This window comes from Pseudoduganella sp. GW821-FHT12E03, assembly GCF_058807115.1.
In genome coordinates, this window is record NZ_JBXAQJ010000001.1 from 789,119 (window position 1) to 813,692 (window position 24,574).

19 protein-coding genes are annotated in these 24,574 nt (G+C 61.8%); 16 read left to right on the forward strand and 3 right to left on the reverse strand.

The window, feature by feature from the left end; translation table 11 throughout:
• Positions 1 to 18: 18 nt before the first annotated feature.
• The gene (locus AC1RRC_RS03060; protein ID WP_493053774.1) at positions 19 to 768 is read right to left on the reverse strand and encodes a sensor histidine kinase; all 750 of its coding nucleotides are present in this window, start codon (positions 766 to 768) and stop codon (positions 19 to 21) included.
• 186 nt (positions 769 to 954) lie between these two features.
• On the opposite strand from AC1RRC_RS03060, the gene queE reads away from it, so the two are divergent.
• The 9 genes from queE (at position 955) to AC1RRC_RS03105 (ending at position 10,934) form a co-directional block, all read left to right on the forward strand.
• Positions 955 to 1,590 (forward strand): 7-carboxy-7-deazaguanine synthase, encoded by a 636-nt coding sequence (queE, locus tag AC1RRC_RS03065; protein ID WP_493053775.1) that lies wholly within the window; start codon positions 955 to 957, stop codon positions 1,588 to 1,590.
• 11 nt (positions 1,591 to 1,601) lie between these two features.
• Positions 1,602 to 2,048 (forward strand): 6-carboxytetrahydropterin synthase QueD, encoded by a 447-nt coding sequence (gene queD, locus AC1RRC_RS03070; protein ID WP_493053776.1) that lies wholly within the window; start codon positions 1,602 to 1,604, stop codon positions 2,046 to 2,048.
• A complete protein-coding gene (tadA, locus tag AC1RRC_RS03075) occupies positions 2,041 to 2,580 on the forward strand; it encodes a tRNA adenosine(34) deaminase TadA (protein WP_493053777.1) in 540 nt (179 codons plus the stop codon). The genes queD and tadA overlap by 8 nt, the downstream gene beginning before the upstream one ends.
• Positions 2,581 to 2,675: 95 nt before the next feature.
• A complete protein-coding gene (locus AC1RRC_RS03080; RefSeq protein ID WP_493053778.1) occupies positions 2,676 to 3,479 on the forward strand; it encodes an esterase/lipase family protein in 804 nt (267 codons plus the stop codon).
• 14 nt (positions 3,480 to 3,493) lie between these two features.
• Positions 3,494 to 4,405, forward strand: a complete 912-nt coding sequence (locus tag AC1RRC_RS03085) for an alpha/beta fold hydrolase (RefSeq protein WP_493053779.1) — start codon at positions 3,494 to 3,496, stop codon at positions 4,403 to 4,405.
• A 47-nt stretch (positions 4,406 to 4,452) separates the two neighbouring features.
• Complete coding sequence (gene ldcA, locus AC1RRC_RS03090; protein WP_493053780.1) at positions 4,453 to 5,418, forward strand: muramoyltetrapeptide carboxypeptidase; 966 nt, start codon at positions 4,453 to 4,455, stop codon at positions 5,416 to 5,418.
• Positions 5,411 to 6,706: an NAD(P)/FAD-dependent oxidoreductase gene (locus AC1RRC_RS03095; protein ID WP_493053781.1), complete on the forward strand. Its 1,296-nt coding sequence runs from the start codon at positions 5,411 to 5,413 to the stop codon at positions 6,704 to 6,706. Before ldcA ends, AC1RRC_RS03095 begins: the two co-directional genes overlap by 8 nt.
• A 133-nt stretch (positions 6,707 to 6,839) precedes the next feature.
• Positions 6,840 to 10,058, forward strand: a complete 3,219-nt coding sequence (locus AC1RRC_RS03100) for a leucine-rich repeat domain-containing protein (protein ID WP_493053782.1) — start codon at positions 6,840 to 6,842, stop codon at positions 10,056 to 10,058.
• A 102-nt stretch (positions 10,059 to 10,160) separates the two neighbouring features.
• On the forward strand, positions 10,161 to 10,934 hold the full coding sequence (locus AC1RRC_RS03105) for a hypothetical protein (RefSeq protein ID WP_493053783.1): 774 nt from the start codon (positions 10,161 to 10,163) through the stop codon (positions 10,932 to 10,934).
• Positions 10,935 to 10,971: 37 nt separating this feature from the next.
• Here AC1RRC_RS03105 and AC1RRC_RS03110 read toward each other — a convergent pair whose 3' ends face one another.
• On the reverse strand, positions 10,972 to 11,172 hold the full coding sequence (locus AC1RRC_RS03110; protein WP_493053784.1) for a hypothetical protein: 201 nt from the start codon (positions 11,170 to 11,172) through the stop codon (positions 10,972 to 10,974).
• Positions 11,173 to 11,323: 151 nt separating this feature from the next.
• Between AC1RRC_RS03110 and AC1RRC_RS03115 the strand changes: the two genes are divergently transcribed.
• The 5 genes from AC1RRC_RS03115 (at position 11,324) to AC1RRC_RS03135 (ending at position 19,360) form a co-directional block, all read left to right on the forward strand.
• Positions 11,324 to 12,925, forward strand: coding sequence for an ABC-F family ATPase (locus tag AC1RRC_RS03115; protein WP_493053785.1), 1,602 nt, complete (start codon positions 11,324 to 11,326; stop codon positions 12,923 to 12,925).
• Between the two features lie 170 nt (positions 12,926 to 13,095).
• Positions 13,096 to 14,232, forward strand: a complete 1,137-nt coding sequence (gene nadA, locus AC1RRC_RS03120; protein WP_493053786.1) for a quinolinate synthase NadA — start codon at positions 13,096 to 13,098, stop codon at positions 14,230 to 14,232.
• Positions 14,229 to 15,104 (forward strand): carboxylating nicotinate-nucleotide diphosphorylase, encoded by an 876-nt coding sequence (gene nadC, locus AC1RRC_RS03125; protein WP_493053787.1) that lies wholly within the window; start codon positions 14,229 to 14,231, stop codon positions 15,102 to 15,104. The genes nadA and nadC overlap by 4 nt, the downstream gene beginning before the upstream one ends.
• A gap of 180 nt (positions 15,105 to 15,284) precedes the next feature.
• Complete coding sequence (locus tag AC1RRC_RS03130; protein ID WP_493053788.1) at positions 15,285 to 18,302, forward strand: EAL domain-containing protein; 3,018 nt, start codon at positions 15,285 to 15,287, stop codon at positions 18,300 to 18,302.
• Between the two features lie 113 nt (positions 18,303 to 18,415).
• On the forward strand, positions 18,416 to 19,360 hold the full coding sequence (locus AC1RRC_RS03135; RefSeq protein ID WP_493053789.1) for a transposase: 945 nt from the start codon (positions 18,416 to 18,418) through the stop codon (positions 19,358 to 19,360).
• A gap of 124 nt (positions 19,361 to 19,484) precedes the next feature.
• Here AC1RRC_RS03135 and AC1RRC_RS03140 read toward each other — a convergent pair whose 3' ends face one another.
• Positions 19,485 to 21,191 (reverse strand): MFS transporter, encoded by a 1,707-nt coding sequence (locus AC1RRC_RS03140; RefSeq protein ID WP_493053790.1) that lies wholly within the window; start codon positions 21,189 to 21,191, stop codon positions 19,485 to 19,487.
• 229 nt (positions 21,192 to 21,420) lie between these two features.
• On the opposite strand from AC1RRC_RS03140, the gene AC1RRC_RS03145 reads away from it, so the two are divergent.
• Positions 21,421 to 22,599, forward strand: coding sequence for an acetyl-CoA C-acyltransferase (locus tag AC1RRC_RS03145; protein ID WP_493053791.1), 1,179 nt, complete (start codon positions 21,421 to 21,423; stop codon positions 22,597 to 22,599).
• 66 nt (positions 22,600 to 22,665) lie between these two features.
• A complete protein-coding gene (locus AC1RRC_RS03150) occupies positions 22,666 to 24,543 on the forward strand; it encodes an acyl-CoA dehydrogenase (RefSeq protein ID WP_493053792.1) in 1,878 nt (625 codons plus the stop codon).
• Positions 24,544 to 24,574: the final 31 nt, after the last annotated feature.

Genomic DNA, 24,574 nt, shown 5'->3' on the forward strand with positions numbered 1-24,574 from the left:
ACATTTTGCTTTTCGGAATCACCTGCAGGCTTGATGCTGAGCAAGATCAGGCGCATTTGGCACCGCCACGGTCAACGCGGTGCCATGGCCGGGGGAACTCGCCAACGCCAGCCAACCGCCAGCATCGGTGACCCGGCGCTCCATCCCGAGCAAGCCCAGGCCGCGCCGCACCGGGCCATCCGGCAGGCCGACCCCGTTGTCGTGCACAGTCAGGCTCAGTTCATAGTCATCGCGGGCCAGCGCGATGCGCACTTCGGACGCCTGCGCATGGCGCGCGATATTGGCCAGCGACTCTTGCAGCACCCGCAGCACGGTGGCCTCGGCCGTGCCGGCGCCATCACTGCAATAACGCGCATCTTCCAGGTTGAATTCGATGCCGTTGGCGCGGGTAAATTCGTGCAACTGGCGCTCCACCGCGCTGCGCAAGCCCTGTTCCAGGGCCACCGGATGCAAGTCGTTGATGATGGCGCGCAGCGAGCGGCTGGTGATGTCGATGTGCTCCGTCATCCGGGCCAGCTGGGCCGGCACATCGTGCCGGTTCGGGTAGCGCTGCAGGGCGGCCAGGTCCAGTTTTAACGTCAGCAGGTTCTGGCCGAGGTCGTCGTGGATATCGGCGGCAATACGGCGGCGTTCGCTGGCCACCACGCTGTCACGCTCTTCGCGCAGCGCGCGCACCATCAAACTGAGCAGGTAACAGCGCCAACACAACAGGATGGCGGCGACAAGAAGGGTGGAACCGGACAGCATCTGCACGTGGCTTGCCTGCATAAGCATCTCCCTGGCGAACTGAACAGTAAGAAGTAACAAGTAGGAACTTATTACTGTTGCCATTAGGAAGTCTTGCCAATTATCAATTTAACTATAAGCAATAATGAATAGTCAGCAGCAAGCGGGGTCTTTATACAACAGCCATCGTGGGTGTAAAATAGAGGGTTCCCTGACGAGTGAGCCACTGTGACCTACAGCATCAAAGAGATTTTTTATACCCTGCAGGGCGAAGGCGCCCATGCCGGGCGTCCGGCCGTGTTTTGCCGCTTTTCCGGCTGCAACCTGTGGACCGGGCGGGAAAGCGACCGCGCCAGCGCCGTGTGCCAGTTCTGCGACACGGATTTCGTCGGCACCGACGGCGAGCGTGGCGGCAAGTTCGCGACGCCGGAAGCGCTGGCCGCCGACATCAACAGCCTGTGGCCGCAAACGTATGCGGCCAGCAAATATGTGGTGTTCACGGGCGGCGAACCGCTGCTGCAGCTGGACCAGCCGCTGATTGCCGCGATGCATGCGCAAGGCTTTGAAATTGCGATTGAAACCAATGGCACCTTGCCGGTGCCGCCGGGCGTGGACTGGATTTGCGTCAGCCCGAAAATGGGTTCGCAACTGGTGGTTCACAAGGGGAATGAGATCAAGGTCGTGATTCCGCAAAAGGACCAGGACCTGGCCGCCTATGAAGGGCTGGACTTCGACAACTTCTTCGTGCAGCCGATGGATGGCCCGCTGGCGGCGTTCAACACCACCTTGGCGATCGACACCTGCAAGCGCAATCCGAAATGGAAACTGAGCCTGCAAACCCACAAGCTGCTGCAAATACCTTAAAGACATATTCAATGCTGACTATTACCCGCAAGCTGGAATTCGACGCCGGCCACCGCATCCCCGACCACAAGAGCCAGTGCCGCAACCTGCATGGCCACCGCTACACCTTGGAAATCACCCTGGTTGGCAATGTCATCGATGCCGAAGGCAATTCCGACAATGGCATGATCATGGACTTTTCCGACGTCAAGGCGCTGGCCAAGGAACACCTGGTCGATGTCTGGGACCACGCGTTCCTGGTGTATGAGAAAGATGTGGCGGTCAAGGAATTCCTGGCGTCGCTGCCGAACCATAAAACGGTCGTCATCGACCGCATCCCGACCGTGGAAAACCTCGCGAAAGTCGCGTTCGACATCTTGAAGGCCGCCTATAAAGACCGCTACGGCACCGGCCTGCACCTGCACAAGCTGGTGCTGCATGAAACCCCGAATTGCTGGGCCGAGATCACGGATGACTGAAGTGGTCGAGCCAGGCCGGATGACGGAAACGCCTGCGCAAACGTATATGCGCGCCGCGCTGGAACAGGCGCAGCTGGCCTGGAATGCCGGTGAAGTGCCGGTTGGCGCGGTGGTGGTCAAGGATGGCGTCATCATCGGCCGCGGCTACAACCAGCCGATCGGACGCCATGACCCGACCGCGCACGCGGAAATCGTCGCGATGCGCCAGGCCGCCGAAGCGCTGGGCAATTACCGCCTGCCGGGCTGCGAACTGTATGTGACCCTGGAACCGTGCGTGATGTGTTCCGGCGCCATGATGCACGCGCGTATTTCCCGCATTGTGTATGGCGCGCCGGACCCGAAAACCGGCGCCTGCGGCTCCGTCATCGATGTCTTTGCACAGGCACAGCTGAACCACCACGCCAGTACCGAAGGGGGCTTGCTGGCCGACGATTGCGCCGGCATGCTGAAAAGCTTTTTTGCCGCACGCCGTGCGGCGGCGCAGGAAGCGCGCCGAACAGCGCAGGCCGCTGTTGCCAATTCCCCGAATTAGAGGCCGCACTCTGCGCATACGCTTGACGAACGTCAGACCCCGGGTGTTATGCTGGGGAAAAAGAGTTTTGCAAGTTGTAAGTTGTAGGAGAGCAAATGCGGTCCAGCAAGAAAACTGATGGCGCCCCCGGTGTGGTGCGCCTGGCTCTCGAATTGCGCGCCCCGTGGGAACTTGGCGCGGCACTCGTGGCATATCCCTTTGCCCACCTGGCCTCGCCCGGCGATGGCCATCCCGTCATGGTCTTCCCCGGCCTCGCGTCCGGCGACATGACCACCGTCGTGATCCGTAAATTCCTCGCCGAGCGCGGGTTCGACACGTATGCGTGGGAACAGGGTTTGAATTTCGGTCCCAACAACGGTTCGCTCGACGCGTGCGTGACGCGCGTGCGCGATATCCACCGCCGCACCGGCCGCACCGTTAGCCTGGTTGGCTGGAGCCTGGGCGGTGTGTTTGCCCGTGAAATCGCCAAGATGCTGCCGGAATCGGCGCGCGTGGTGGTGTCGCTGGGGACGCCGTTTACCGGCAATCCCCGCTCGAACAATGCCTGGCGCCTGTACGAACTGGTGTCGGGCGACAAGATCGACGACATGGGCTTTGACCGGTTCGCCGTGCGTCCGCCGGTGCCGACCACGTCGATTTTCAGCCGCACCGATGGTGTGGTGGCGTGGCAATGCAGCATGGAAGAAGAAACCGCGCTGTCGGAAAACATCGAGGTGCACGCCAGCCATCTCGGCATGGGCGCCAACCCCACGGCGCTGTTCGCCATCGCCGACCGCCTGGCGCAGCCGGAAGGGCAGTGGCGCCGGTTTGACCACGATACCCACACCGGCATCAAGAAACTGCTGTACTGGGATCCTCAGCGCACGCCATTTTTCCAGCACATGTTCGGACTCTACTGACAAAGGAGCACCTCATGCCCATCATCACCGCCAACGGCATCGACATCGCGTATGAAACCAGCGGCAATCCCGATGGGCCGCCGGTCTTGCTGATCATGGGGCTGGGCATGCAGCTGGTGTCCTGGCCCGCGGAATTCGTGCATGGCCTGGAGCGGCAGGGCTGCTTTGTGATCCGCTTCGATAACCGCGACAGCGGCCTGTCGGCCAAGTTCGACCTGGCCGGGGTGCCGAATTTGCCGCTGTCGTATGTGAAAAGCCTGGTCGGCTGGCCGCTGCGCGCCGCTTACCTGTTGTCCGACATGGCGCTGGACGCCCGTTGCCTGCTGGATGTGCTGCGCATCGAACAGGCACACGTGATCGGCGTGTCGATGGGCGGCATGATTGCGCAGATTTTCGCGGCCGAATATCCGGAGCGCACCCTGAGCCTGACGTCGATCATGTCCAGCAGCGGCCGGCGCGGTTTGCCGGGGCCGACGCGCGCGGCGCGGCGCGCATTGATGCAGCCGGCGCCGGCCGGCGCCCAGCGCGACCGCCTGATCGAGCACATGGCGCAGACCTTCCGCGTGATCGGCAGTCCCGGCTTCCCGATGCCGGAAAAAGTGCTGCGCGACCGCATTGCCCATTCGATCGACCGCAGCCTGTGCCCGGGCGGTGTGGCGCGCCAGCTGGTGGCGATTGCCGCCAGCGGCGACCGTTCGCCGCTGCTGCAACAAATCATCCGGCCCTCGCTGGTGATCCACGGCGCGGCCGATCCGCTGGTGCCGGTGGCCTGCGGCATCGATACCGCCAGGCGGATTAGTGGCGCGGTGCTGCATGTGATCGACGGCATGGGCCATGACTTGCCGCCGCAATTGATTCCACGCTTCCTTGCCTTGATCAAGCCATATCTATTCAGTAAGATTGTGCCTCATGCCGTAGCGGGTTGACGCGTTGTGCGCGCCGCCGCGGCCCTTATACAGGAGCTTTGCGGCACGTGACTGAAAACACTCTTTGCATCGCCATTGCCGCCCCGGGCGGTTATGCGCTGGACCGCCCCCAATTCGAGCGCGGCGTCGCGCGCCTGCGGGCTCAGGGCGTCACGGTCCACAATTACTATGACCCCGACCGCGTGCACCAGCGCTTCTCCGCCACCGATGCGGAGCGCCTGGGCCAGTTGAACGCGGCGGCCAACGACCCCGATGCCCAGGTGGTGCTGATGCTGCGCGGCTCGTACGGCATGACGCGCATCTTGCCGCAGATCGATTTCCGCGCCATGGCCGACAGCGGTAAACTGTTCATTGGCTACAGCGACATTACAGCTTTCCATATGGGGCTGTACGCCGCCACTGGCACGGTCAGCTTTGCCGGGCCGATGATGTGCGATGATTTCATCCGCCCGGAACCGGTGGCGTATACCCTCAATCAAATGTGGGACTGCCTGCGTGGCCCGGTGCATCGTGTGCGCGGCGCGGCGCGGGGCAATCCCCAGGTGGACCTGCAAGGTACGCTGTGGGGCGGCAACCTGGCCATGCTGGTGAGTTTATTGGGCACGCCCTATTTCAAGCAGATCGACAACGGCATCCTGTTCCTGGAAGACATCGGCGAACACCCGTACCGCATCGAGCGCATGCTGCTGCAGTTGCAGCAGGCCGGCGTGCTGGAAAAGCAACGGGCGGTGGTGCTGGGCGACTTTTCCGGCTATCGCCTGAACCCCGCCGACAATGGCTATGATTTCGAATCCATGCTGGCCTACATGCGCGAGCGCTTGCCGGTGCCGGTGTTGACCGGACTGCCGTTTGGCCATGTCAAGGAACGCTGCACCTTGCCGTTTGGCGCGCAGGCGCGGCTGGTGTCCGATGCCGGCGGGTTTGATTTGACGGTGTCCGGCTATCCAACCCTGGCTGCGCTGGCGGGCCGCGCGAATCCCGAATTGCCGCTTGTGGATCCGATCAATGGCTGACGGCGGCCGCGCGCTGGCCGAACTCAGCTATTACCGCGCCACGGCGGGCCACACGGCGTTTTCCGCGCTGGAAGGCAATGTGGAGGCGGACATCTGCATCATCGGCGGCGGATTTGCCGGGCTGGCGACGGCGGCGTCGCTGATGGAAAAGGGCCAGCGCAATGTCGTCGTGCTGGAAGCGGAAACCGTGGGGCATGGCGCGTCCGGCCGCAACGGCGGTTTTGTGTTTGGCGGCTATTCGCTGGGCGAGCGGGCGCTGGTGCAGTCGGCCGGGCTTGAAGAGGGCCGCAAGCTGTACCGGCTCACGCTCGATGCGGTCGACACGATCCGGCGCCGCATCAGTGCGTACAACATCGATTGCGACGCGGTCGATGGCGGCATTTATCTTGCCAACTGGTTCGACGATCCCGCCATCCTGGACCGGCAGCAGCGCTTTATGCGCGAGGCGCTGGGCGTCGAATGGCAGCGCGTGTCGCGCGCGGACTTCGCCGACAAAGCCCGCAGCGAACGTTATTTCGGCGCGCTGTTCGAAGAAAACGCGTTTCACTTCCATCCGCTGAAATATGCGCAGGGCCTGGCGCACGCACTGGCGGCCGGCGGTGTGCGGGTGCATGAGCAGAGCCGGGTGCGTTCGATCGACCGCACCGGCTCCGACGGCACCGGCTGGCGCATCGCGACCGGCGAAGGGACTGTCAATGCGCGCCACGTGGTGGTGTGCTGTGGCGGCTATATCGAACGCCTGTATCCCAGGCTGGCGGGGGCGATCCTTCCGATTGCCACGTACGTGATGGTGACGGAGCCGCTGGGCGAACGGCTGCCGCAGGCCATGCAAACCAATGCCGCGATCTATGACACGCGCTTTGCGTTCGACTATTACCGCCCGCTGCCGGACTCGCGCCTGCTGTGGGGCGGCAGGATTTCCATCTTCGACAAGGGCGCGGCCGATGTCGCGCGCCTGCTGTATGGCGACATGCTGAAAGTCTATCCGCAACTGGCGGGCGCCAAAGTGGAATACGCGTGGAGCGGCATGATGAGCTACGGCCGCCACAAGATGCCGCAATTGGGCCGCCTGCCCGAAGGCATCTGGTATGGCATGGGCTTTGGCGGGCATGGCGTCGGCCCGACCACCTTGTCGGGCGAAGTGCTGGCCGCCGCGCTGACCGGGCAGGCGGTGGACCTGTCCCGGTTCAGCCAATGGGGTTTGCCGACCACGGGCGGGCCGGCGGGGCTGGTGGCGGCGCAGTTGACGTACTGGTATTACGAACTGCGCGACTGGATGCGGCAGTAGATAGGAACCGGTAGGCAATACGCAAGTTGTTTGACAGCAATTATTGCATGGATGATACTCTGGTTTCGTGGTTGAGTTTTTGACCACTGGTTATCTTCCTTGAATGTCGTTTGCCCGTCAAAAATAAATCCGCATGCCTGAAATTGCCGAGACGCCTGAACAGCAGCAAGCCTATGACGAAGCCGTGGAAGCCATCATGGCTTGTTACAAAGACGGCGGAACGAAGCTTGATTTAAGTCATTCTGGTTTAACTCGCCTGCCGCCAGAGATTGGAAAGCTGAGTGGCCTGACGGAGCTTGACCTCTCCAACAACTTCATCAGTAGCTTGCCGCCGGAGATTGGGAACCTGACGGCACTACAGGGGCTTGAACTGGATGAGAATCAATTAAGCGTGCTGCCGCCAGAGTTTGGAAACCTGGCGGCGCTGACGAGTCTTGACTGTTCCGGCAACCAACTAAGCTCGGTGCCGCCAGAGATAGCAAACCTGACGGCACTCACGAGTCTTAACTTGTCCTACAACCAGCTAAGCATGCTGCCGCCAGAGATAGGAAATCTGGCGGCGCTGGCAGTGCTTGTCGTTTCCGGCAATCAATTAAGCGTGCTGCCACCGGGAATTGGAAAGTTGACAGCGCTGAAGCAGCTTTCCCTCTACGAAAACGGCCTGAAAATATTGCCGTCAGAAATTGAAAACCTGACTGCGCTGACGAGTCTTGACTGTTCTGGCAACCAACTAAGCTCGGTGCCGCCAGAGATAGCAAATCTGACTGCACTGACGAGTCTTTACTTCTCCTACAACCAGCTAAGCATGTTGCCACCAGAGATAGGAAACCTGGCGGCGCTGGCGCATCTTGGATGTTCTGGCAACCAACTAAGCGGGCTGCCACCATCGATAGGAAACCTCACGGCGCTGGCGCACCTTGGATGTTCTGGCAACCAATTAAGCGCGCTGCCATCAGAGATAGGAAACTTGACGGCGCTGACGAGTCTGGAGTGTTCCTACAACCAACTAAGCGAGCTGCCGCCAGAGATAGGGAACCTGACGGCACTGACGAGTCTTGGATGTTCCTACAACCAACTAAGCGGGCTGCCGCCAGAGATAGGAAATCTGACTGCGCTGACGAGTCTCGACTGTTCTGGTAACCAGCTAAGCGTGCTGCCACCGGAGGGATGTCGGCTTATAGCGTTGGAAATGCTTGATCTGTCCTCCAACCAAATCAGGAAATTGCCCAACTGGCTAAGCGATTTGCGAAAGCTGACATACTTGCTTTTGCATGACAATCCAGGTCTTAAAGTTCCTGTCAATGTGCTTGGCCCCGACCCTCGGGAAAAGCCAGGCACCATGCCGGTTTCGGCAAAGTCCATCCTGGACTTCTACTTTGGCACGCGCCGTATCGAGGAAACGCGTCCGCTGAACGAAATCAAGCTCATCATGGTAGGGCGGGGTGGCGCTGGCAAGACCAGCACGGTACGGGCCTTGCGGGGACTGCCGTTCAAGGATGACGAAGAAAGCACGCCGGGCATCGCGCTGTGCGACTGGAAGATGGATGGCTGCAAAAATTCGGCAGTCACGGCGCACGTATGGGACTTTGCCGGGCAGGTGATCACGCATGCATTGCACCAGTTCTTCTTCAGCATGCGCAGCCTGTATGTGCTGGTGTTGACCGGGCGTGAAAATAATGAACGCGACGACGCGGAATACTGGCTGCGGCTGATCAAGGCATTTGGCACGGATGAAAAAGGCAATGGTCCGCCGGTGATCGTGACACTCAACAAATGGGATGCGGCAGGCTGCCGTCCTAAGGTGGATCGCAGCGCCCTGCAGGAGAGATATCCGTTTATCCGCGGTTTCGTGGAAGTTGACTGCAAATCAGGGAACGGCGTCGCCAAATTGAACGCCGCCCTGTGTAAAGAAGTCGACCGGCTGAAATGGGTGCGAGACCCTTTCCCCGAAACGTGGGACGCGGTGCGCCGCGCGCTGACTACCGGCCGCAAGAAGCGCGCACACCTGAGCTATGTCGAATACCGGGCGCTCTGCGCCCGGCACGGCGTCACCGATCCCGGGCAACAGGACTCGCTGGCGGAAATTCTGCACAACTTGGGCACTGCGCTGAACTATCGCAATGATCCACGCCTGCGCGAGGCGACGGTGTTGCAGCCGGAATGGCTGACCAAGAATGTGTATGGCCTGATGCGCCGCGCGGAAAAGCGCTCCGGCGTCTTGACCCGTCACGACGTCGATACTGTCTTGCGCGCGGAAAAAGATCCCGCGATGCGCGACTATCTGGTACAGATCATGGAGCGCTTTGAAATCGCCTATGCGCCCCGCTCCTCAGGGGAGGGGGATGGCACCTGGCTGGTGCCGCAGGCGTTGCCCGACCAGCAGCCGAAAGAGGTCAGCCCGTTCCGCGACATCAGCGATGCGACCCGCTTGCGTTATTCCTATCCGGCTTTACCGGAAGGATTGGTCGCACGCGCCATCGTGCGGCTGCATGAGTTTATCGAAGAAAAAAACGGAAAGAGGCTGCAATGGGCCAGCGGCGTGATATTGAGCCGTGAAAACGCGCGGGTGCTGATCCGTACCGAAACGCAAGACCGGCACGTGACGATCACGGTGACGGGGCCGGTCAAAGTCCGCCAGCAACTGGCGGGCTTATGTCAGGCGGAGATGCGTGAAATTCATGCAGAAATCCGCGGGCTCAACCCAACCGAAGAGACCCATTTCCAGGGTGCGTGGGTGCAAACCACAATCCTGGAAATGGATGAGAGGAATCGCAAACAAACCGGCATCCCCGTCGAGGGGCGCGGCACTGTGATGATCGATCCTGCGGAGCCCAATAACGCTTATTCTGAAAAGCGCGCCCGCTCCGATGATGCATGGAAACCGACTGCGTTCATCAGTTACTCCAAGAGTAATGTCACCCAGCGCAAGCGGTTGGAGTCCGAACTCAAGATATTGAAAAACGAGGGGCTGCTGGCTGGTCATTGGCACGATCGTATGATAGATCCCGGCGATGAGTGGGATGACGCTATCCAGTCGCAGCTCGCGGGGGCGGACATCATCATTATCCTGACCAGCAGCGCCGCCCTGGCCACGGAATACATTACGGTGCATGAAATTCCCAAGGCGCTGGACCTGCATAGCGCCGATAGCGCCGTGGTTGTGCCGGTGATTCTGGAGGAATGCCGCTGGAATAACACCTTACTTGGCAAACTGAATGCATTGCCGGAGAAGGGGAAAGCCATCAATACGTGGCGACCTCAATCAGGAGGCTGGAACAGCGTCGCCAATGGCTTGGCGGACGTGCTGCAGAAGCGGATGACGAAAAATAATTCTATTGGAGCTAAAAAATAGAGTTTTCCCATGGGTTCGGGAACGCGCATTTTGCGCCGAATTAAACAGAATGCATGACATATGAATAGAGTATTAGGCCGCTATGCGGCATGGGCTGTGTTGATGTTGACGCCCGCCTTGTGCCTTGCCGGTGACGTTGAGCCTGTTGCCACCGCTGGAAGTGCCGCCCCGGCTTGCAATTCGCCACCACGCAAAGGTGGCGTCAACCCAAGACAACCAGCCATCGGTTTGGAGTCCAATGTGATGTGCGGAAGCCAAAACCTCACCATTGCTGCACAACCGGCTGCTGATGCAGAACGGAAGAAAAACGCAAATGAGGAGCAGCAAAAAGCATTTGATTGGAATGCATTGGTTCATGACACGGCATGGCCTATTACCGTGCTGCTTTCCTTCCTGCTATTCCGGCGGCGTTTGCCTGAATTGATGGAAAAAACGCTGGATCGTATCAAGAAGGTCAAACATAAAGATACGGAACTTGAGTTCTTGAGTAAGGAGGCGAACGAATCGCTGGCAAAGGCGACCCAGGGCGGGTATTTGGATTCGCACAATATCGATGCGATTTTCGAAACGGTTAAGCTGAATGAGTGGGCCACACTCATCATGTCGCGCATGCTGATGCGTAAGGGCTTGACTGATATTGTTGGCTCGAAACATGATTTCGAACCGGCACCCAAGCTGATTCAACTCATTCAATATTGTAAAAATAACGACCTTCTGCCGGATGATCTCATCGAGGGTCTTGAGCGATTGCGGGAAATTACCTACTTTGCCGAGTGGGGGCGTGGCCAAGCGCCGTCCAGAGGTGAATGGAAATGGGCGTTTGAGAATTGCAAGCGGATTGTGGAGCGACTCTTTGATCATCAAAAAGTCGCGTAGCTGAAACTCCGGCGCAACCGGCTCGCCGGCGGCGCCTTTACTTGTCAAATAGCGCCGCCAGGTCCAGCAGCAATTCCTTGCCACCGGAACCGTCGGGAAACTCTTGCGCCTTGCTCTTCAATTCCACGCCGACCCGGCGCCGTTCGTCCTGGAACACGGGAGACGAACCGTAACTGTCGCTGTAAAACTCGAGGACCGACAACGCTTCGCGGGCAACTTGGTAGGCACTTTTGCTCATGGCTATGCTCCGGGTGACCAGGGTTAAAGGATGGAAAATCCGCTTGCGCCAACGCTTTCACTATAGCAAACAGTCGGCAGTCTGTCGGGGTGGTTGATCGTGGTAAAATGTAAGGTTACTGAATCCACCGCATACGGAACCCCAAGAAACAATGTTATCCACTGCTAACATCACCATGCAATTCGGCGCCAAGCCGCTGTTCGAGAACATTTCCGTCAAGTTTGGCGACGGCAACCGCTATGGCTTGATCGGCGCGAATGGCTGCGGCAAGTCCACTTTCATGAAAATCCTGGGCGGCGACCTGGAACCATCGGCAGGCAACGTGTCGCTGGACGTCAACGAGCGCCTCGGCAAGCTGCGCCAGGACCAGTTCGCGTATGAAGACATGCGCGTACTGGACGTGGTGATGATGGGCCACACGGAAATGTGGGATGCGATCTCCAAGCGCGATGCGATTTACGCGAACCCGGACGCCACCGACGACGATTACATGCAGGCCGCCGAACTGGAAGGCAAAGTCGCCGAGTACGACGGCTACACGGCTGAAGCGCGCGCCGGTGAACTGTTGCTGGGCGTGGGTGTCAGCATCGACCTGCACCAGGGCCCGATGAGCGCGGTGGCGCCAGGCTGGAAACTGCGGGTGCTGCTGGCGCAGGCGCTGTTCTCGGATCCGGACATCCTGCTGCTGGACGAGCCGACCAATAACCTGGACATCAACACCATCCGCTGGCTGGAAGAAGTGCTGAACGAGCGCAATTCCACCATGATCATCATTTCCCACGATCGCCACTTCCTGAACCAGGTGTGCACCCACGTGGCCGACATGGATTACGGCACGCTGAAGATTTATCCAGGCAACTACGACGACTACATGCTGGCGTCGACGCAAGCGCGCAACCAGCAGCTGGCCAACAATGCCAAGGCCAAAGAGAAAGTCGCGGAACTGCAAGACTTCGTGCGCCGCTTCTCGGCCAACAAGTCGAAGGCCCGCCAGGCCACCTCGCGCGCCAAGATGATCGACAAGATCAAGGTGGAAGACATCAAGCCATCGTCGCGCGCCTATCCGTTCGTGCGCTTCGAAGGCGAGAAAAAACTGCACCGCCTGGCCGTGGAAACCGAATACCTGGCGAAAAAATACGACCGCCAGCTGTTCAAGGACTTTTCCATCATGGTGGAAGCGGGTGAACGCATTGCCATCATCGGCGCCAACGGCGCCGGTAAGACCACCTTGCTGCGCTGCATCGGCGGCCAGGACATCGCCGGCCTGTCGGCCGATGTCGGCAACGTGAAATGGGCGGAAAACGCCAACGTCGGCTACATGCCGCAAGATCCGACCGAGGAATTCGCCGGCGGTGAAAACCTGACAGACTGGATGGGCCAGTGGACCAAGGAAGGCGACGACGACCAGGCCGTGCGTTCCATCCTGGGCCGCTTGCTGTTTGGCGGCGACGAAGTGAAGAAATCCGTGAAAGTGCTGTCCGGTGGTGAAAAGGGCCGCATGATGTACGGCAAGCTGATGCTGGGCCGCCACAATGTGCTGCTGCTGGACGAGCCGACCAACCACATGGACATGGAATCGATCGAATCGCTGAACATCGCGCTCGACAAATATGCCGGCACCCTGATTTTCGTGTCGCACGACCGTGAATTCGTGTCGTCGCTGGCCAACCGCATTATTGAAATCAAGGAAGACGGCATCGTTGATTTCAGCGGCAATTACGAAGAGTACTTGTCGAGCCAGGGCATCGATTAAATTTGCCCGGTGTGCACGGCGGCTTGGCGCCTTCGCGCCAAACCGCCCTACGGGCTGCGGTTCGCCTGTTACCGTAAAGCCGCCGTGCACACCAAGAACGCCGCCTCCGGCAAAATTCCCCCTGATGTGCGATAGTGTCGCCATCTCATTGTTCTTTAAGCCTTAGCATCATGCAACAGAACTTAGCCATCAAGCCCATTGAGTATGAACATCCGCAGGAAGGCGGCAGCTGCGTGGCGCGCGCGTGGGCGCGTGCCCCCGAGACGCCAACCGCCAGCGAGCGTATCGAACTGATCGCCCGCATCAAGCGCCTGCTGAAAGAACGCGACGCGGTGCTGGTCGCCCACTACTACGTTGACGCCGACCTGCAAGACCTGGCCGAAGCCACCGGCGGCTGCGTGTCCGATTCGCTGGAAATGGCCCGTTTCGGCCGTGACCATCCCGCCAAGACCCTGGTGGTCGCCGGCGTGCGCTTCATGGGTGAAACCGCGAAGATCCTCAGCCCGGAAAAAACCATCCTGATGCCCGACCTGGACGCGACCTGCTCGCTGGACCTGGGGTGCCCGGCCGACGAATTCGCCGCCTTCTGCGACCAGCATCCCGACCGCACGGTGGTGGTCTACGCCAACACCAGCGCCGCCGTAAAAGCGCGCGCCGACTGGATGGTGACGTCGGCCATCGGCCTGGACATCGTCAAGCACCTGCACGAGCAGGGCAAGAAAATCCTGTGGGCCCCGGACAAGCACCTCGGTTCCTATATCCAGAAACAGACCGGCGCCGACATGCTGCTGTGGCAGGGTTCCTGCCTGGTGCACGACGAATTCAAGGGCGTGGAACTGGACTTGCTGAAAGCCGAGTACCCGCACGCGAAAGTGCTGGTGCACCCGGAGTCGCCCGCCAACGTGGTGGAACAGGCGGACGTGGTGGGTTCCACCTCGCAAATGATCAAGGCCGCCGTGGAAATGGATGCGGACACCTTCATCGTGGCCACCGACAACGGCATCCTGCACAAGATGCGCGCCGCGGCACCGGGCAAAACCTTCATCGAAGCGCCGACCGCCGGCAACAGCGCCACCTGCAAGAGCTGCGCGCACTGCCCGTGGATGGCCATGAACGGCCTGAAAAACCTGGCGGAGGTGCTGGAAAACATGGGCAATGAGATCCATGTCGATCCGGTGATCGGCCAGCAAGCCGTGAAGTCGATCAACCGCATGCTGGACTTCGCGGCCGCGAAGAAAGCCAAGGTCGCGCCATCGGCCGACCTGGCGCAGGAAGGCGCGCTGTTCAAGGGGATCGGTCCCGCATGAGCACCCTGATCAACCGATTTGCCCCGTTTGACGACGCGCTGACCCGCGCTTTTGAACAAAACCTGTTGTCCGCGCTGCTGGAAGATGTCGGCAGCGGCGACTTGACGGGCCAGCTGGTGCCGGCGGACGGCCACTGCCAGGCCCGCGTCATCGTTCGCGAAGACGCCGTGCTGGCCGGCGCGCCATGGTTCGAAGGCGTCATGAAAGCCGTTGATGCCTCGATCGCCATCGAATGGCACTACGCGGAAGGCGACCGGATGAGCGCCGACACGCCAGTCTGCACCATCTCCGGTCCGTCGCGTGCCTTGCTGACGGCCGAGCGGTCCGCGCTGAATTTCATGCAACTGTTGTCGGCGGTGGCGACCGCCACGCGCACCTACGTGGACGTGGTGCAGGGCACCAGCTCGAAAATCCTCGATACCCGCAAAACCTTGCCCGGCATGCGCCTGGCGCAAAAATATGCGGTGCGGGTGGGCGGTGGCTGCAACCAGCGCATGGCGCTGTATGACGGCATCCTGATCAAGGAAAACCACATTGCGGCGGCGGGCGGCATCACGGCCGCGATGGTGGCCGCGCGCCGCGTCGCGGAGGGACGTCCGGAAGTCACGATCCAGGTGGAAGTGGAAAACCTGGAAGAACTCCGCGAAGCGTTGGAAGCGGGCGCCACCTCGGTCTTGCTGGATAACTTTGACCTGGCCATGATGCGCGAAGCGGTCGTCATCAATGCGGGCCGCGCGCTGCTGGAAGGCTCCGGCGGCGTCAATCTGGATACCGTGCGCGGCATCGCGGAAACCGGCGTGGACCGCATTTCCATTGGCAGCCTGACCAAGGATATCCGCGCGGTGGACTTTTCGCTGCGCGTGATCGGCTGATCCGCAAGCGTCAAGTTTGCCGTCAACGGCGCAGGACCCGGCAACGGGCCTGCGCCGTTTTTGTTGTGGGCTGGAAATATAAATCGGCGTAAGATGGAACCGTTGTTCCATACCTTGTTCCCTGTTGAGCGAACCTGAGGCAGAGGCGTATGCATACCGATTTCCGCCAGGGTGGGCGCCATGGCCTTCCTCGCTGACTTTCATGCCCGGCTGGCACGGCTGAGTCTGGCCGGGCGGCTATTCGCCGCCATGGCCGCGGTGGCGGTGCCGATGGGGGCGGCCGCCTTGCTGGCGCTGGTATTGCATGTGCTGGCCGTGTCCCGCTGGGAAGCCGCGGCGGCCGAAGACGGGCGCGTGATGGAGCTGGTCAGCCAATCGGCGCCGCTGCTGCGCGCCTTCGCCGGTGACGCGGGCGCCGCGTCCACCTCGCGCCGCGCCCCGCTGGAGGAATTGCGGGCCCGGATGCGGGACGTCACCGCGCTCAGTGGAGACACAACGGTGCGCGCCGCCGCCCAGGCCATCAGCCTGGCCAGCTATGACCATGAAGCCGGCAAGCCCGGCGCCGTGCCATTGACGCCGTTGTTCGACAAGCTCGCGGGCGCCGCCGCGCGGGCGGCCCAGCATGCCAGGGGACGCGCCGCCACGCTCAGCCAGGTGGCGCTGGCGGTCTTGCTGCTGGGGCCTGTGCTGGCGGCGGCCGGCGGCATCGTGCTGGCGCGCGGCGTGACGCGCGGGATCGACGGGACGCTGCGCGAATGCATTGCCTTTGCCGGTGAGATCGTGGCGGGCAATTTCCGCCATGGCGGCGCGGCGGCGCGGCCCCGCGCGCGGGCGCGCAAGATGCACGCGCCGCACGACAGCGCCAGTGAGTTCGATGTGCTGGTGCGCTCGATGAACAGCATTGCCGACGAAACCCTGGCGGCGGCCGAGCGGGAAGTCGAACGGGTGGCGCGGCTCGAACACGTCGAGCGTTCGTGGGCGCTGCTGTCCGCATGCAGCGCGTCGCTGGTGAAGGCGCCCGGCGAAGCGGCGCTGACCGATGCGATCTGTCACCACCTGGTGGAACTGGGCGGTTACCGCCTGGCCTGGGTGGGCTATGCGCGGCAGGATGAAGCGCACAGTATCGAACCGGTGTCCCATGCCGGTACCGACCGCGGGTTTATCGACGCCTTGCAATTGACCTGGGGGCCGGACGTGCACCGGCAGGGCGGCTTTGGGACGGCGATCCAGCAATGCCGCATGCTGGTGTGCAAAAACCTCCAGGGCGACCTCGTGTTTACGTCATGGAACGTGGTGGCGCCGCCGCATGGCGTCAACGCCTGCATCGCGCTGCCGCTGCGGGACGGCCATGGCGCGTTCGGGGTGCTGGGGTTGTACACGGGCGATGCGAGGGTGTTTTCGGAAGAGGAAATCCGGCTGCTGCAAGACCTGGCGGACGACCTGGCGTTTGGGATCGCGAGCCGGCGCGACCACGCGGTGCGCGAACAGGTTGAAGATGAACTGGCGCACCATACGAATTACGACGGCCTGACCGGCCTGGCGACCAGCAACACGCTGCGCCGGCAGCTGCAACAGGGCCATGCGGCCGATGACGCGCACCGCAAGATGGCGGCGGTCCACGTGAATATCGACCGTTTTCGCGATATCAATACGGCATTGGGCCGTGACGCCGGTGACCAGCTGCTGATGCGGGTGGCGCAGCAATTGCGCCACGCCTTTGGGCACCACGCGCTGCTGGCCCGGGCCGGGGCCGATGAATTCATTGCCGTCCTGCCGGCGATTGCCGGTTCGGGCAATGCGGCGGAGGCGGTGTCGCGCTTTGTCGCGGCGCTGGCGCAGGAACGGCAAGCGGGCGATGGCACAGCGGGCGTGCCGGTGTCGGCCGGGATCGCGATCTATCCCGATGATGGCGGCGACGCCGATGCGCTGCTGCGCCACGCGGCACTGGCAATGCAGGAAGCCAAGCGGCAGGGCGGCAACCAGTGGCGTTTTTATGCGAAGGAAGCCAATCAGCGGATGGCGGCGCGCCAGACCATGGAAGCCGAATTGCAGGGCGCGCTGGCGCGCGGTGAGCTGGCCTTGTATTACCAGCCGCAATGCAGCCTGGTGACCGGCGCCATCACTGGCGTGGAAGCGCTGCTGCGCTGGCGTCATCCGGTCCGTGGCGTGCTGGCGCCGGCGGAGTTTTTACGGGTGGCCGAGGAAGCCGGTTTGATGCAGGCGTTTGGCGCCTGGGCCATCGACGCGGTGTGCGCGCAATTGCAGGCCTGGCGCGGCGCCGGCCTGCACCTGCCGCCGGTGGCGCTGAACCTGGGATCGCGCCAGTTGCACTTGCATGGCCTGGCGGAGACGGTCCGTTCTGCCATGCGGCGCCACCAGGTGCCGGAAAAGGCGCTGGAGCTGGAAATCACGGAAAGTGCGCTGGTGCGTGACGCCGACGCGGCGGTGGCGGTGTTGCGCGAGTTGCGTGAGCTGGGCGTGCGGATCGCGCTGGACGATTTCGGTACCGGCTATTCGTCGCTGAACCAGTTGCGGCGGCTGCCGGTCGACCATGTGAAGATCGATGAATCATTCGTGCGCGGTATCGTGACAGTAACCGACGATGCGGCCGCGTGCAACGCCATCATCGCGCTGGCGCACAGCCTGCACTTTACCGTGATTGCCGAAGGGGTCGAGACGGAAGAGCAAATGAATTACCTGCGGCGGCGCCATTGCGACGCGATGCAAGGTTTCCTGTTCAGCCGCCCGGTGCCGCCCGACGCGCTGGCCGCGCTGCTGCAGTCCGGCCGCCGCCTGCCGCTGACCGACCATGGCGAGCCGCAGCGCACGCTCTTGCTGCTCGACGATGAACCCGGCATGGTGCGCGCACTGAACCGCGCGCTGCGCCAGGATGGCTATAAAATCCTGGCCGCGACCAACTGCGCCGACGCCCTGAAACTGCTGGCCAACAACCCGGTACACGTGGTGCTGGCCGACCAGGGCATGCCGGACATGAGCGGCGTCGATTTCATGCAAACAGTCAAAGACCTGTACCCCAGCACCACCCGCATTATCCTGTCCGGCTACGCCAACCTCGAACCCGTCATCGACGCCATCAACCGCGGCGCCATCTACCGCTTCTTCCCCAAACCCTGGAACGACGACGAACTGCGCGCCTGCATCCACGACGCGTTCCGTGTGGGGTCAGGCGTGCATTGATGCATTAACCCGGTGGGGTCAGGCGTGCAATCGTGCACGCATTTTGCGGCGGTTCAAACCTTCACCTGCGCAGCGGCGTACCGTGGGACTGCCACTTATGTGAGGAGGTCACCATGGCACGCAAACCCCGCATTCATGTCGCCGCCGCGTTGTACCACGTAATCTTGCGCGGTAATAACGGTCAGGCGATTTTCCACGACGACAAAGACCGCTATCGCCTGCAAGACCTGGTCGCCGAAGGCGCCAGCCGTTTCCGCTACCACCTGCTTGGCTATTGCTGGATGGGTAACCATATCCATGCGGCGGTCCAGGTCGGCGATATTCCGCTGTCCCACGCCATGCACCACCTCAGTTTCCGCTACACCGGCTATTTCAACTGGCGCCACAAGCGTATCGGCCATGTGTTCCAGGGCCGCTACAAGGCCATCCTGGTCGACTCGGACAGTTACCTGTTGCAGCTGGTGCGCTATATCCACATGAATCCTGTGCGCGCGAACCTGGTGGATGATCCCGCCGCCTGGCCCTGGAGCAGCCACCGCGCCTATCTCGGCGAGGACATCCAGGGCCCGTGGCTGCTGACGGGTCCAGTCCTGGCGCGCTTCAGCACCCGACTGCCGCGCGCCCGCGACGCGTATTGCGGGTTCATGCGCACGCCCGAAAAGATGATGTCGCCACTGGACTTCAAACGGGGAAACCAGAAAATTCCCGTACTGGGCGATGACTTGTTTGCCCATCGGATGGAACGGAAGGCGTGCGGCGGCTTCCTTCGGCCTCAGTACCGGGCGGCGCAGATTGTCGATGCGGTATGCCTGGCTGCGGGCCTCGCGCAGGAAGCGCTGTCCACGTCACGCCACACCGAGTGTGTCCACGCACGTTCGGCGGCCGCGCACCTGGTGGCCACCTGCGGCGATGGCAATCTGACGGCGCTGGCGCAATTGCTGATGCGGGATCCTTCCACATTGAGCCGTGCCGCGGCAAGGTACGCACACAGCATGCCGGCGTCAGAGGTGGCCGCACGGGCCGAATGCATCCTTGCGAATGCATCAATGCACGCCTGACCCCACAGGGGGAATGCACGAACGCACGCCTGACCCCACAAAAAAAGCCGCCCGGAGGCGGCTTGAAAGACACGGCGGCGGGAGGAGGGGACTCTCGCCGCTCAGGGAACACGGTTCGATTGTGTTAATCGGCGGCGTAGATGTCGTTGTGGATGGTTTCCTTGACGAACAGGGCGCCGATCACGAGCGTGGCCAGGGCGATCACGATTGGATACCACAGGCCGTAGTAAATGTCGCCCTTGAACGCCACCAGGGCGAAAGCAGTGGTGGGCAGCAGGCCGCCGAACCAGCCGTTACCCAGGTGGTACGGCAGCGACATCGAGGTGTAGCGGATGCGGGTCGGGAACATTTCCACCAGCATGGCGGCAATCGGGCCGTACACCATCGTCACATACAGCACCAGCACGAACAGCAGCACGATCATCATGGGTTTGTTGATCGCGTCGGGATCGGCCTTGGCCGGGTAGCCGGCGGCCTTGATGACGCCGCCCAGGTCTTTCTTGAAGTCCGCGACTTTTTTCTTGCTGTCGGCGTCGAAGTTCAGGCCGTCCGGGGTCATGGTCGCGTTCAGCGATTGCAATTCCTTGTCACCCACCATGATCTTGGCGATCGAACCGGCCGGCGCATCCTGGCGGCTGTAGTTCACCGAACTTTGCGACAGCGACGAGGTGGCAATGTCGCACGACGACGGGAATTTCTTTTCACCGGTCGGGTTGAACTGGAAGTGGCACGAAGCGGGATCCGCCACCACCACCACTGGCGAGTTTTTCAGGGCGGCTTCCAACGCCGGGTTGCCGTAGTGGGTCAGGCCCTTGAACAGCGGGAAGTAGGTCAGCGCGGCAATCAGGCAGCCGCCCAGGATGATCCACTTGCGGCCGACGCGGTCAGACAGGCTGCCGAAGAAAATGAAGAACGGCGTGGCCAGCAACAGCGCGGTGGCGATCAGGATATTCGCGGTCTTCATGTCGATCTTCAGAGTCTGGATCATGAAGAACAGCGCGTAGAACTGGCCGGTGTACCACACCACGGCCTGGCCCATCGTCAGGCCAACCAGCGCCAGGATCACGATTTTGAGGTTGCGCCATTGGCCGAACGACTCCGACAGCGGCGCTTTCGACGTCTTGCCTTCGGATTTCATCTTGGTGAAGGCCGGCGATTCATTCATCGACAGGCGGATCCACACCGAAATACCCAGCAGCAGCACCGACACCAGGAACGGAATGCGCCAGCCCCACGCATTGAAGGCTTCTTCTTCCACCAGCAGGCGGGTGCCCAGGATCACCATCAGCGACAGGAAGAACCCCAGGGTCGCGGTGGTCTGGATCCATGCAGTGAACAGGCCGCGCCGGCCGTCCGGCGCGTGTTCCGCCACATAGGTCGCGGCACCGCCATATTCGCCGCCCAGCGCCAGGCCTTGCAGGATACGCAGCACGACCAGGATGATTGGCGCCGCGATGCCGATCGCGCCATAGCCCGGTAGCAGGCCAACGATGAAGGTCGACAGGCCCATCAGCATGATGGTGACCAGGAAGGTGTATTTACGGCCGATCATGTCGCCCAGGCGGCCAAACACCAGCGCACCGAACGGACGCACGATAAAGCCCGCCGCAAACGCCAGCAAGGCAAAGATGAAACCGGAAGTCGGATCGGTGCCGGCAAAGAATTGCTTGGCGATGATCGATGCCAGCGAGCCATACAGGTAGAAGTCATACCACTCGAAAACGGTGCCCAGCGACGAGGCGAAAATCACTTTCTTTTCTTCACGCGTCATGGGGGCCGCCTTGCCGCCCCCCGCTGCGCGCATATCGGCGGTGCCGGATGCAGTTGCCATGATTTATCTCCAAAAAATAGTAATTATTAGGTCGCTGTTAAATCATCAGCTTGGCAGCCAGTGTGGCCCCCGAACCTTACGTAAAGCTTGCTCGAAACTTACACAATGCTTACAAATTGCTAAGAGGGACGAAGTGGATCCATGCTAAAAATAATTTGCGAACGCTCGTGCTTATTTGTGCTATTCTGAATACATCGCAACCCCAAAACCATTCTTAGTGGAGACTGCAATGACTGATGCCGTGATCGTATCGACCGCCCGTACCGGCCTGGCCAAATCGTGGAAAGGCGCCTTTAACATGACCCACGGCGCCACGATGGGGGGCCATGCGCTGGCCGCGGCGATCGCCCGCGCCAATATCGAAGCCGGCGAGGTGGAAGATGTGCTGATCGGCTGCGCCAATCCCGAAGGCGCCACCGGCGGCAATATCGCGCGCCAGATCGCGCTGCGCGCCGGCTGCCCGGTGTCCACCGGCGGTATGACGATCAACCGTTTTTGCTCGTCGGGCCTGCAAACCATTGCCACCGCGGCGCAGCGCATCATCGCCGGCGAAGGCGATATTTATGCGGCCGGCGGGGTCGAATCGATTTCGTGCGTGCAGCAGGAAATGAACCTGCACATGTACCAGGAAGTGTGGCTGTCGCAAAACAAGCCGGAAATTTACTGGCCGATGCTGCAGACGGCGGAAAACGTGGCCAGGCGCTATGGCGTGAGCAAGGAACGCCAGGATGCATATGGCGTGCAAAGCCAGCAGCGTGCCGCCGCCGCCCAGGCCGCCGGCCTGTTCAACGCGGAAATCGTGCCGATGACCACCATCATGGGCGTGGCCGACAAGGCCAGCGGCCAGCTGGTCTCGCGTGAAGTGACGATTTCCGCCGACGAGGGCATCCGCGCCGACACCACCCTGGAAGCCGTGTCGAAAATCCGCACCGCGGTGCCGGGCGGCGTGGTTTCCGCCGGTAACGCCAGCCAGTTTTCCGATGGCGCGTCGCTGGCCATTGTCATGAATGCCAAGGTCGCGGAACAAAAGGGCTTGCAGCCGCTGGGTATCTTCCGGGGCTTCGCGGTGGCCGGCTGCGAACCGGACGAGATGGGCATCGGCCCGGTCTATGCGATTCCGAAGCTGCTGAAAAAAGCCGGCCTGAAAGTGGAAGACATCGGCTTGTGGGAGCTGAACGAAGCGTTTGCCGTGCAAGTGCTGTATTGCGCCGATACACTCGGCATCCCGATGGACCGCCTGAACGTCAACGGCGGCGCGATCGCGGTCGGCCACCCATATGGCGTCTCCGGCGCGCGCCTGACCGGCCACGCGCTGATCGAGGGTAAACGCCGTGGCGTCAAATACGTGGTGGTTACCATGTGCATCGGCGGCGGCCAGGGCGCGGCAGGCCTGTTCGAAGTGGTCTAAGCTGTAGCGATTCCCCGCAGGGCGCCCGCAGAAGGCGCCCGCATGCTCACTCCTGGAGACATCACCATGCAATCGAAGCTGCTGTCGCGCCGCGACCTTGATTTCCTGTTGTACGAATGGCTGGACATGGAAGCGCTGACCGCGCGCCCCCGCTTCGCGGACCACAGCCGCGAAACTTTCAGCGCCGCGCTCGATACGGCGGAAAAAATCGCCTCCGACTTGTTTGCTCCGCACAACCGGCTCTCCGATGAAGACGAGCCGCGTGCTATTCCGGGTAAAAACGCCGGCGGCAAGGCGCTGGACGTGCACATCATCCCCGCGGTAAAAACCGCGCTCGATGCCTACATCGGTGCGGGACTGGTGGCGGCCGGCCAGGATTATGCGCTGGGCGGCATGCAGTTGCCCGTCACGGTGGAAAAACTGCTGGCGGCATATTGCACGGCGGCCAACGTCTCGACCACGTCATACATGTTCCTGACCATCGGCAACGCCAATACCCTGTTGAAGACCGGGACGCCGGACCAGGTGCGCCGCTTCGTGCAGCCGATGCTGGAAGGGCGCTTCTTTGGCACCATGTGCCTGTCGGAGCCGCAGGCCGGTTCCAGCCTGTCCGATATCACGACCCGTGCCGACCCCGATCCCGTGCCCGGCCCCGAAGGCGAACGCCAATACCGCCTGGCCGGCAACAAGATGTGGATTTCCGCCGGCGAGCATGACCTGGCGGGCAATATCGTGCACCTGGTGCTGGCGAAAATCCCGGGACCGGACGGCAAGCTGATCCCGGGCGTGAAAGGGATTTCCCTGTTCATCGTGCCAAAACACCTGGTCAACGATGACGGCAGCCTGGGCGAGCGCAATGACGTGGTGCTGGCCGGCTTGAACCACAAGATGGGCAACCGGGGCACCACCAACTGCCTGCTGAACTTTGGCGAAGGCGTATTCCAGCCGCAGGGCAAGGCCGGCGCGATCGGCTACCTGGTGGGCCAGCCGCACCAGGGCCTGGCCAACATGTTCCACATGATGAATGAAGCGCGCATCGGCGTCGGCGCCGGCGCCGCCGTGCTGGGGTATACCGGATACCTGCACGCGCTGGACTATGCGCGCAACCGGCCGCAGGGCCGCCATCCTGCCAACAAGGATCCCGCGCAAGCACAGTTGCCGATTGTCGAACACACCGATGTGCGGCGCATGCTGCTGGCGCAAAAAGCGTATGCCGAGGGCGCGCTGGCCCTGGTGCTGTACAGCGCCAGGCTGGTCGATGATGAACGCACGGCGCCGGATCCGGAGCGGCGCGCGCTGGCCACCCGCCTGCTGGAACTTCTCACGCCGATTACCAAATCGTGGCCGTCGCAGTGGTGCGTGGAAGCCAACAGCCTGGCGATCCAGGTCCACGGCGGCTACGGGTACACCCGGGAATATCCGGTCGAACAGTTTTACCGCGACAACCGCCTCAATGCGATCCACGAAGGCACGCACGGCATCCACGGCCTCGACCTGCTGGGCCGCAAGGCATCGATGCAGGATGGCGCATTGCTGAAGGCGTTCGCGGCGGAAGTACGCAAGACCGTGGAGCAGTCCTCGCGCGTGGTCAATGCCGGCATCGCCGATTACGGGCGGGAGCTGGAGGCCGCGCTGCGCCGCACGGAACGCACCACCGCGGCGCTGTATGGCGCGGGCGATATGAATGTCACCCTCGCCAACGCCAGCGTGTACCTGGAAGCGGTCGGGCACGTGGTGGTGGCGTGGATATGGCTGCAGCAAGCCATCGCCGCCAAGGCCGGCCTCGATGCCGGCGCCACGCCGGACGATGACGCGTTTTACCACGGCAAATTGCAGGCTTGCCGCTACTTCTTCCGCTGGGAATTGCCGAAGACCGGCGCCCAGTTTGATTTGCTGGAAAGCCTCGACACCACGGCGCTCGACATGCAAGATGCGTGGTTTTAAACCGGCATCGCGCAATGGCCGGTCATGATAT

What these genes read in the sequence shown, in the direction of transcription:
- AC1RRC_RS03060 (WP_493053774.1), bottom strand. Translation starts at nt 768, where the DNA reads ATGCAGGCAAGCCACGTGCAGATGCTGTCCGGTTCCACCCTTCTTGTC.
- queD (WP_493053776.1), top strand. Translation starts at nt 1,602, where the DNA reads ATGCTGACTATTACCCGCAAGCTGGAATTCGACGCCGGCCACCGCATC.
- tadA (WP_493053777.1), top strand. Translation starts at nt 2,041, where the DNA reads ATGACTGAAGTGGTCGAGCCAGGCCGGATGACGGAAACGCCTGCGCAA.
- AC1RRC_RS03080 (WP_493053778.1), top strand. Translation starts at nt 2,676, where the DNA reads ATGCGGTCCAGCAAGAAAACTGATGGCGCCCCCGGTGTGGTGCGCCTG.
- AC1RRC_RS03085 (WP_493053779.1), top strand. Translation starts at nt 3,494, where the DNA reads ATGCCCATCATCACCGCCAACGGCATCGACATCGCGTATGAAACCAGC.
- AC1RRC_RS03095 (WP_493053781.1), top strand. Translation starts at nt 5,411, where the DNA reads ATGGCTGACGGCGGCCGCGCGCTGGCCGAACTCAGCTATTACCGCGCC.
- AC1RRC_RS03100 (WP_493053782.1), top strand. Translation starts at nt 6,840, where the DNA reads ATGCCTGAAATTGCCGAGACGCCTGAACAGCAGCAAGCCTATGACGAA.
- AC1RRC_RS03105 (WP_493053783.1), top strand. Translation starts at nt 10,161, where the DNA reads ATGTTGACGCCCGCCTTGTGCCTTGCCGGTGACGTTGAGCCTGTTGCC.
- AC1RRC_RS03110 (WP_493053784.1), bottom strand. Translation starts at nt 11,172, where the DNA reads ATGAGCAAAAGTGCCTACCAAGTTGCCCGCGAAGCGTTGTCGGTCCTC.
- AC1RRC_RS03115 (WP_493053785.1), top strand. Translation starts at nt 11,324, where the DNA reads ATGTTATCCACTGCTAACATCACCATGCAATTCGGCGCCAAGCCGCTG.
- nadA (WP_493053786.1), top strand. Translation starts at nt 13,096, where the DNA reads ATGCAACAGAACTTAGCCATCAAGCCCATTGAGTATGAACATCCGCAG.
- nadC (WP_493053787.1), top strand. Translation starts at nt 14,229, where the DNA reads ATGAGCACCCTGATCAACCGATTTGCCCCGTTTGACGACGCGCTGACC.
- AC1RRC_RS03130 (WP_493053788.1), top strand. Translation starts at nt 15,285, where the DNA reads ATGGCCTTCCTCGCTGACTTTCATGCCCGGCTGGCACGGCTGAGTCTG.
- AC1RRC_RS03135 (WP_493053789.1), top strand. Translation starts at nt 18,416, where the DNA reads ATGGCACGCAAACCCCGCATTCATGTCGCCGCCGCGTTGTACCACGTA.
- AC1RRC_RS03140 (WP_493053790.1), bottom strand. Translation starts at nt 21,191, where the DNA reads ATGGCAACTGCATCCGGCACCGCCGATATGCGCGCAGCGGGGGGCGGC.
- AC1RRC_RS03145 (WP_493053791.1), top strand. Translation starts at nt 21,421, where the DNA reads ATGACTGATGCCGTGATCGTATCGACCGCCCGTACCGGCCTGGCCAAA.
- AC1RRC_RS03150 (WP_493053792.1), top strand. Translation starts at nt 22,666, where the DNA reads ATGCAATCGAAGCTGCTGTCGCGCCGCGACCTTGATTTCCTGTTGTAC.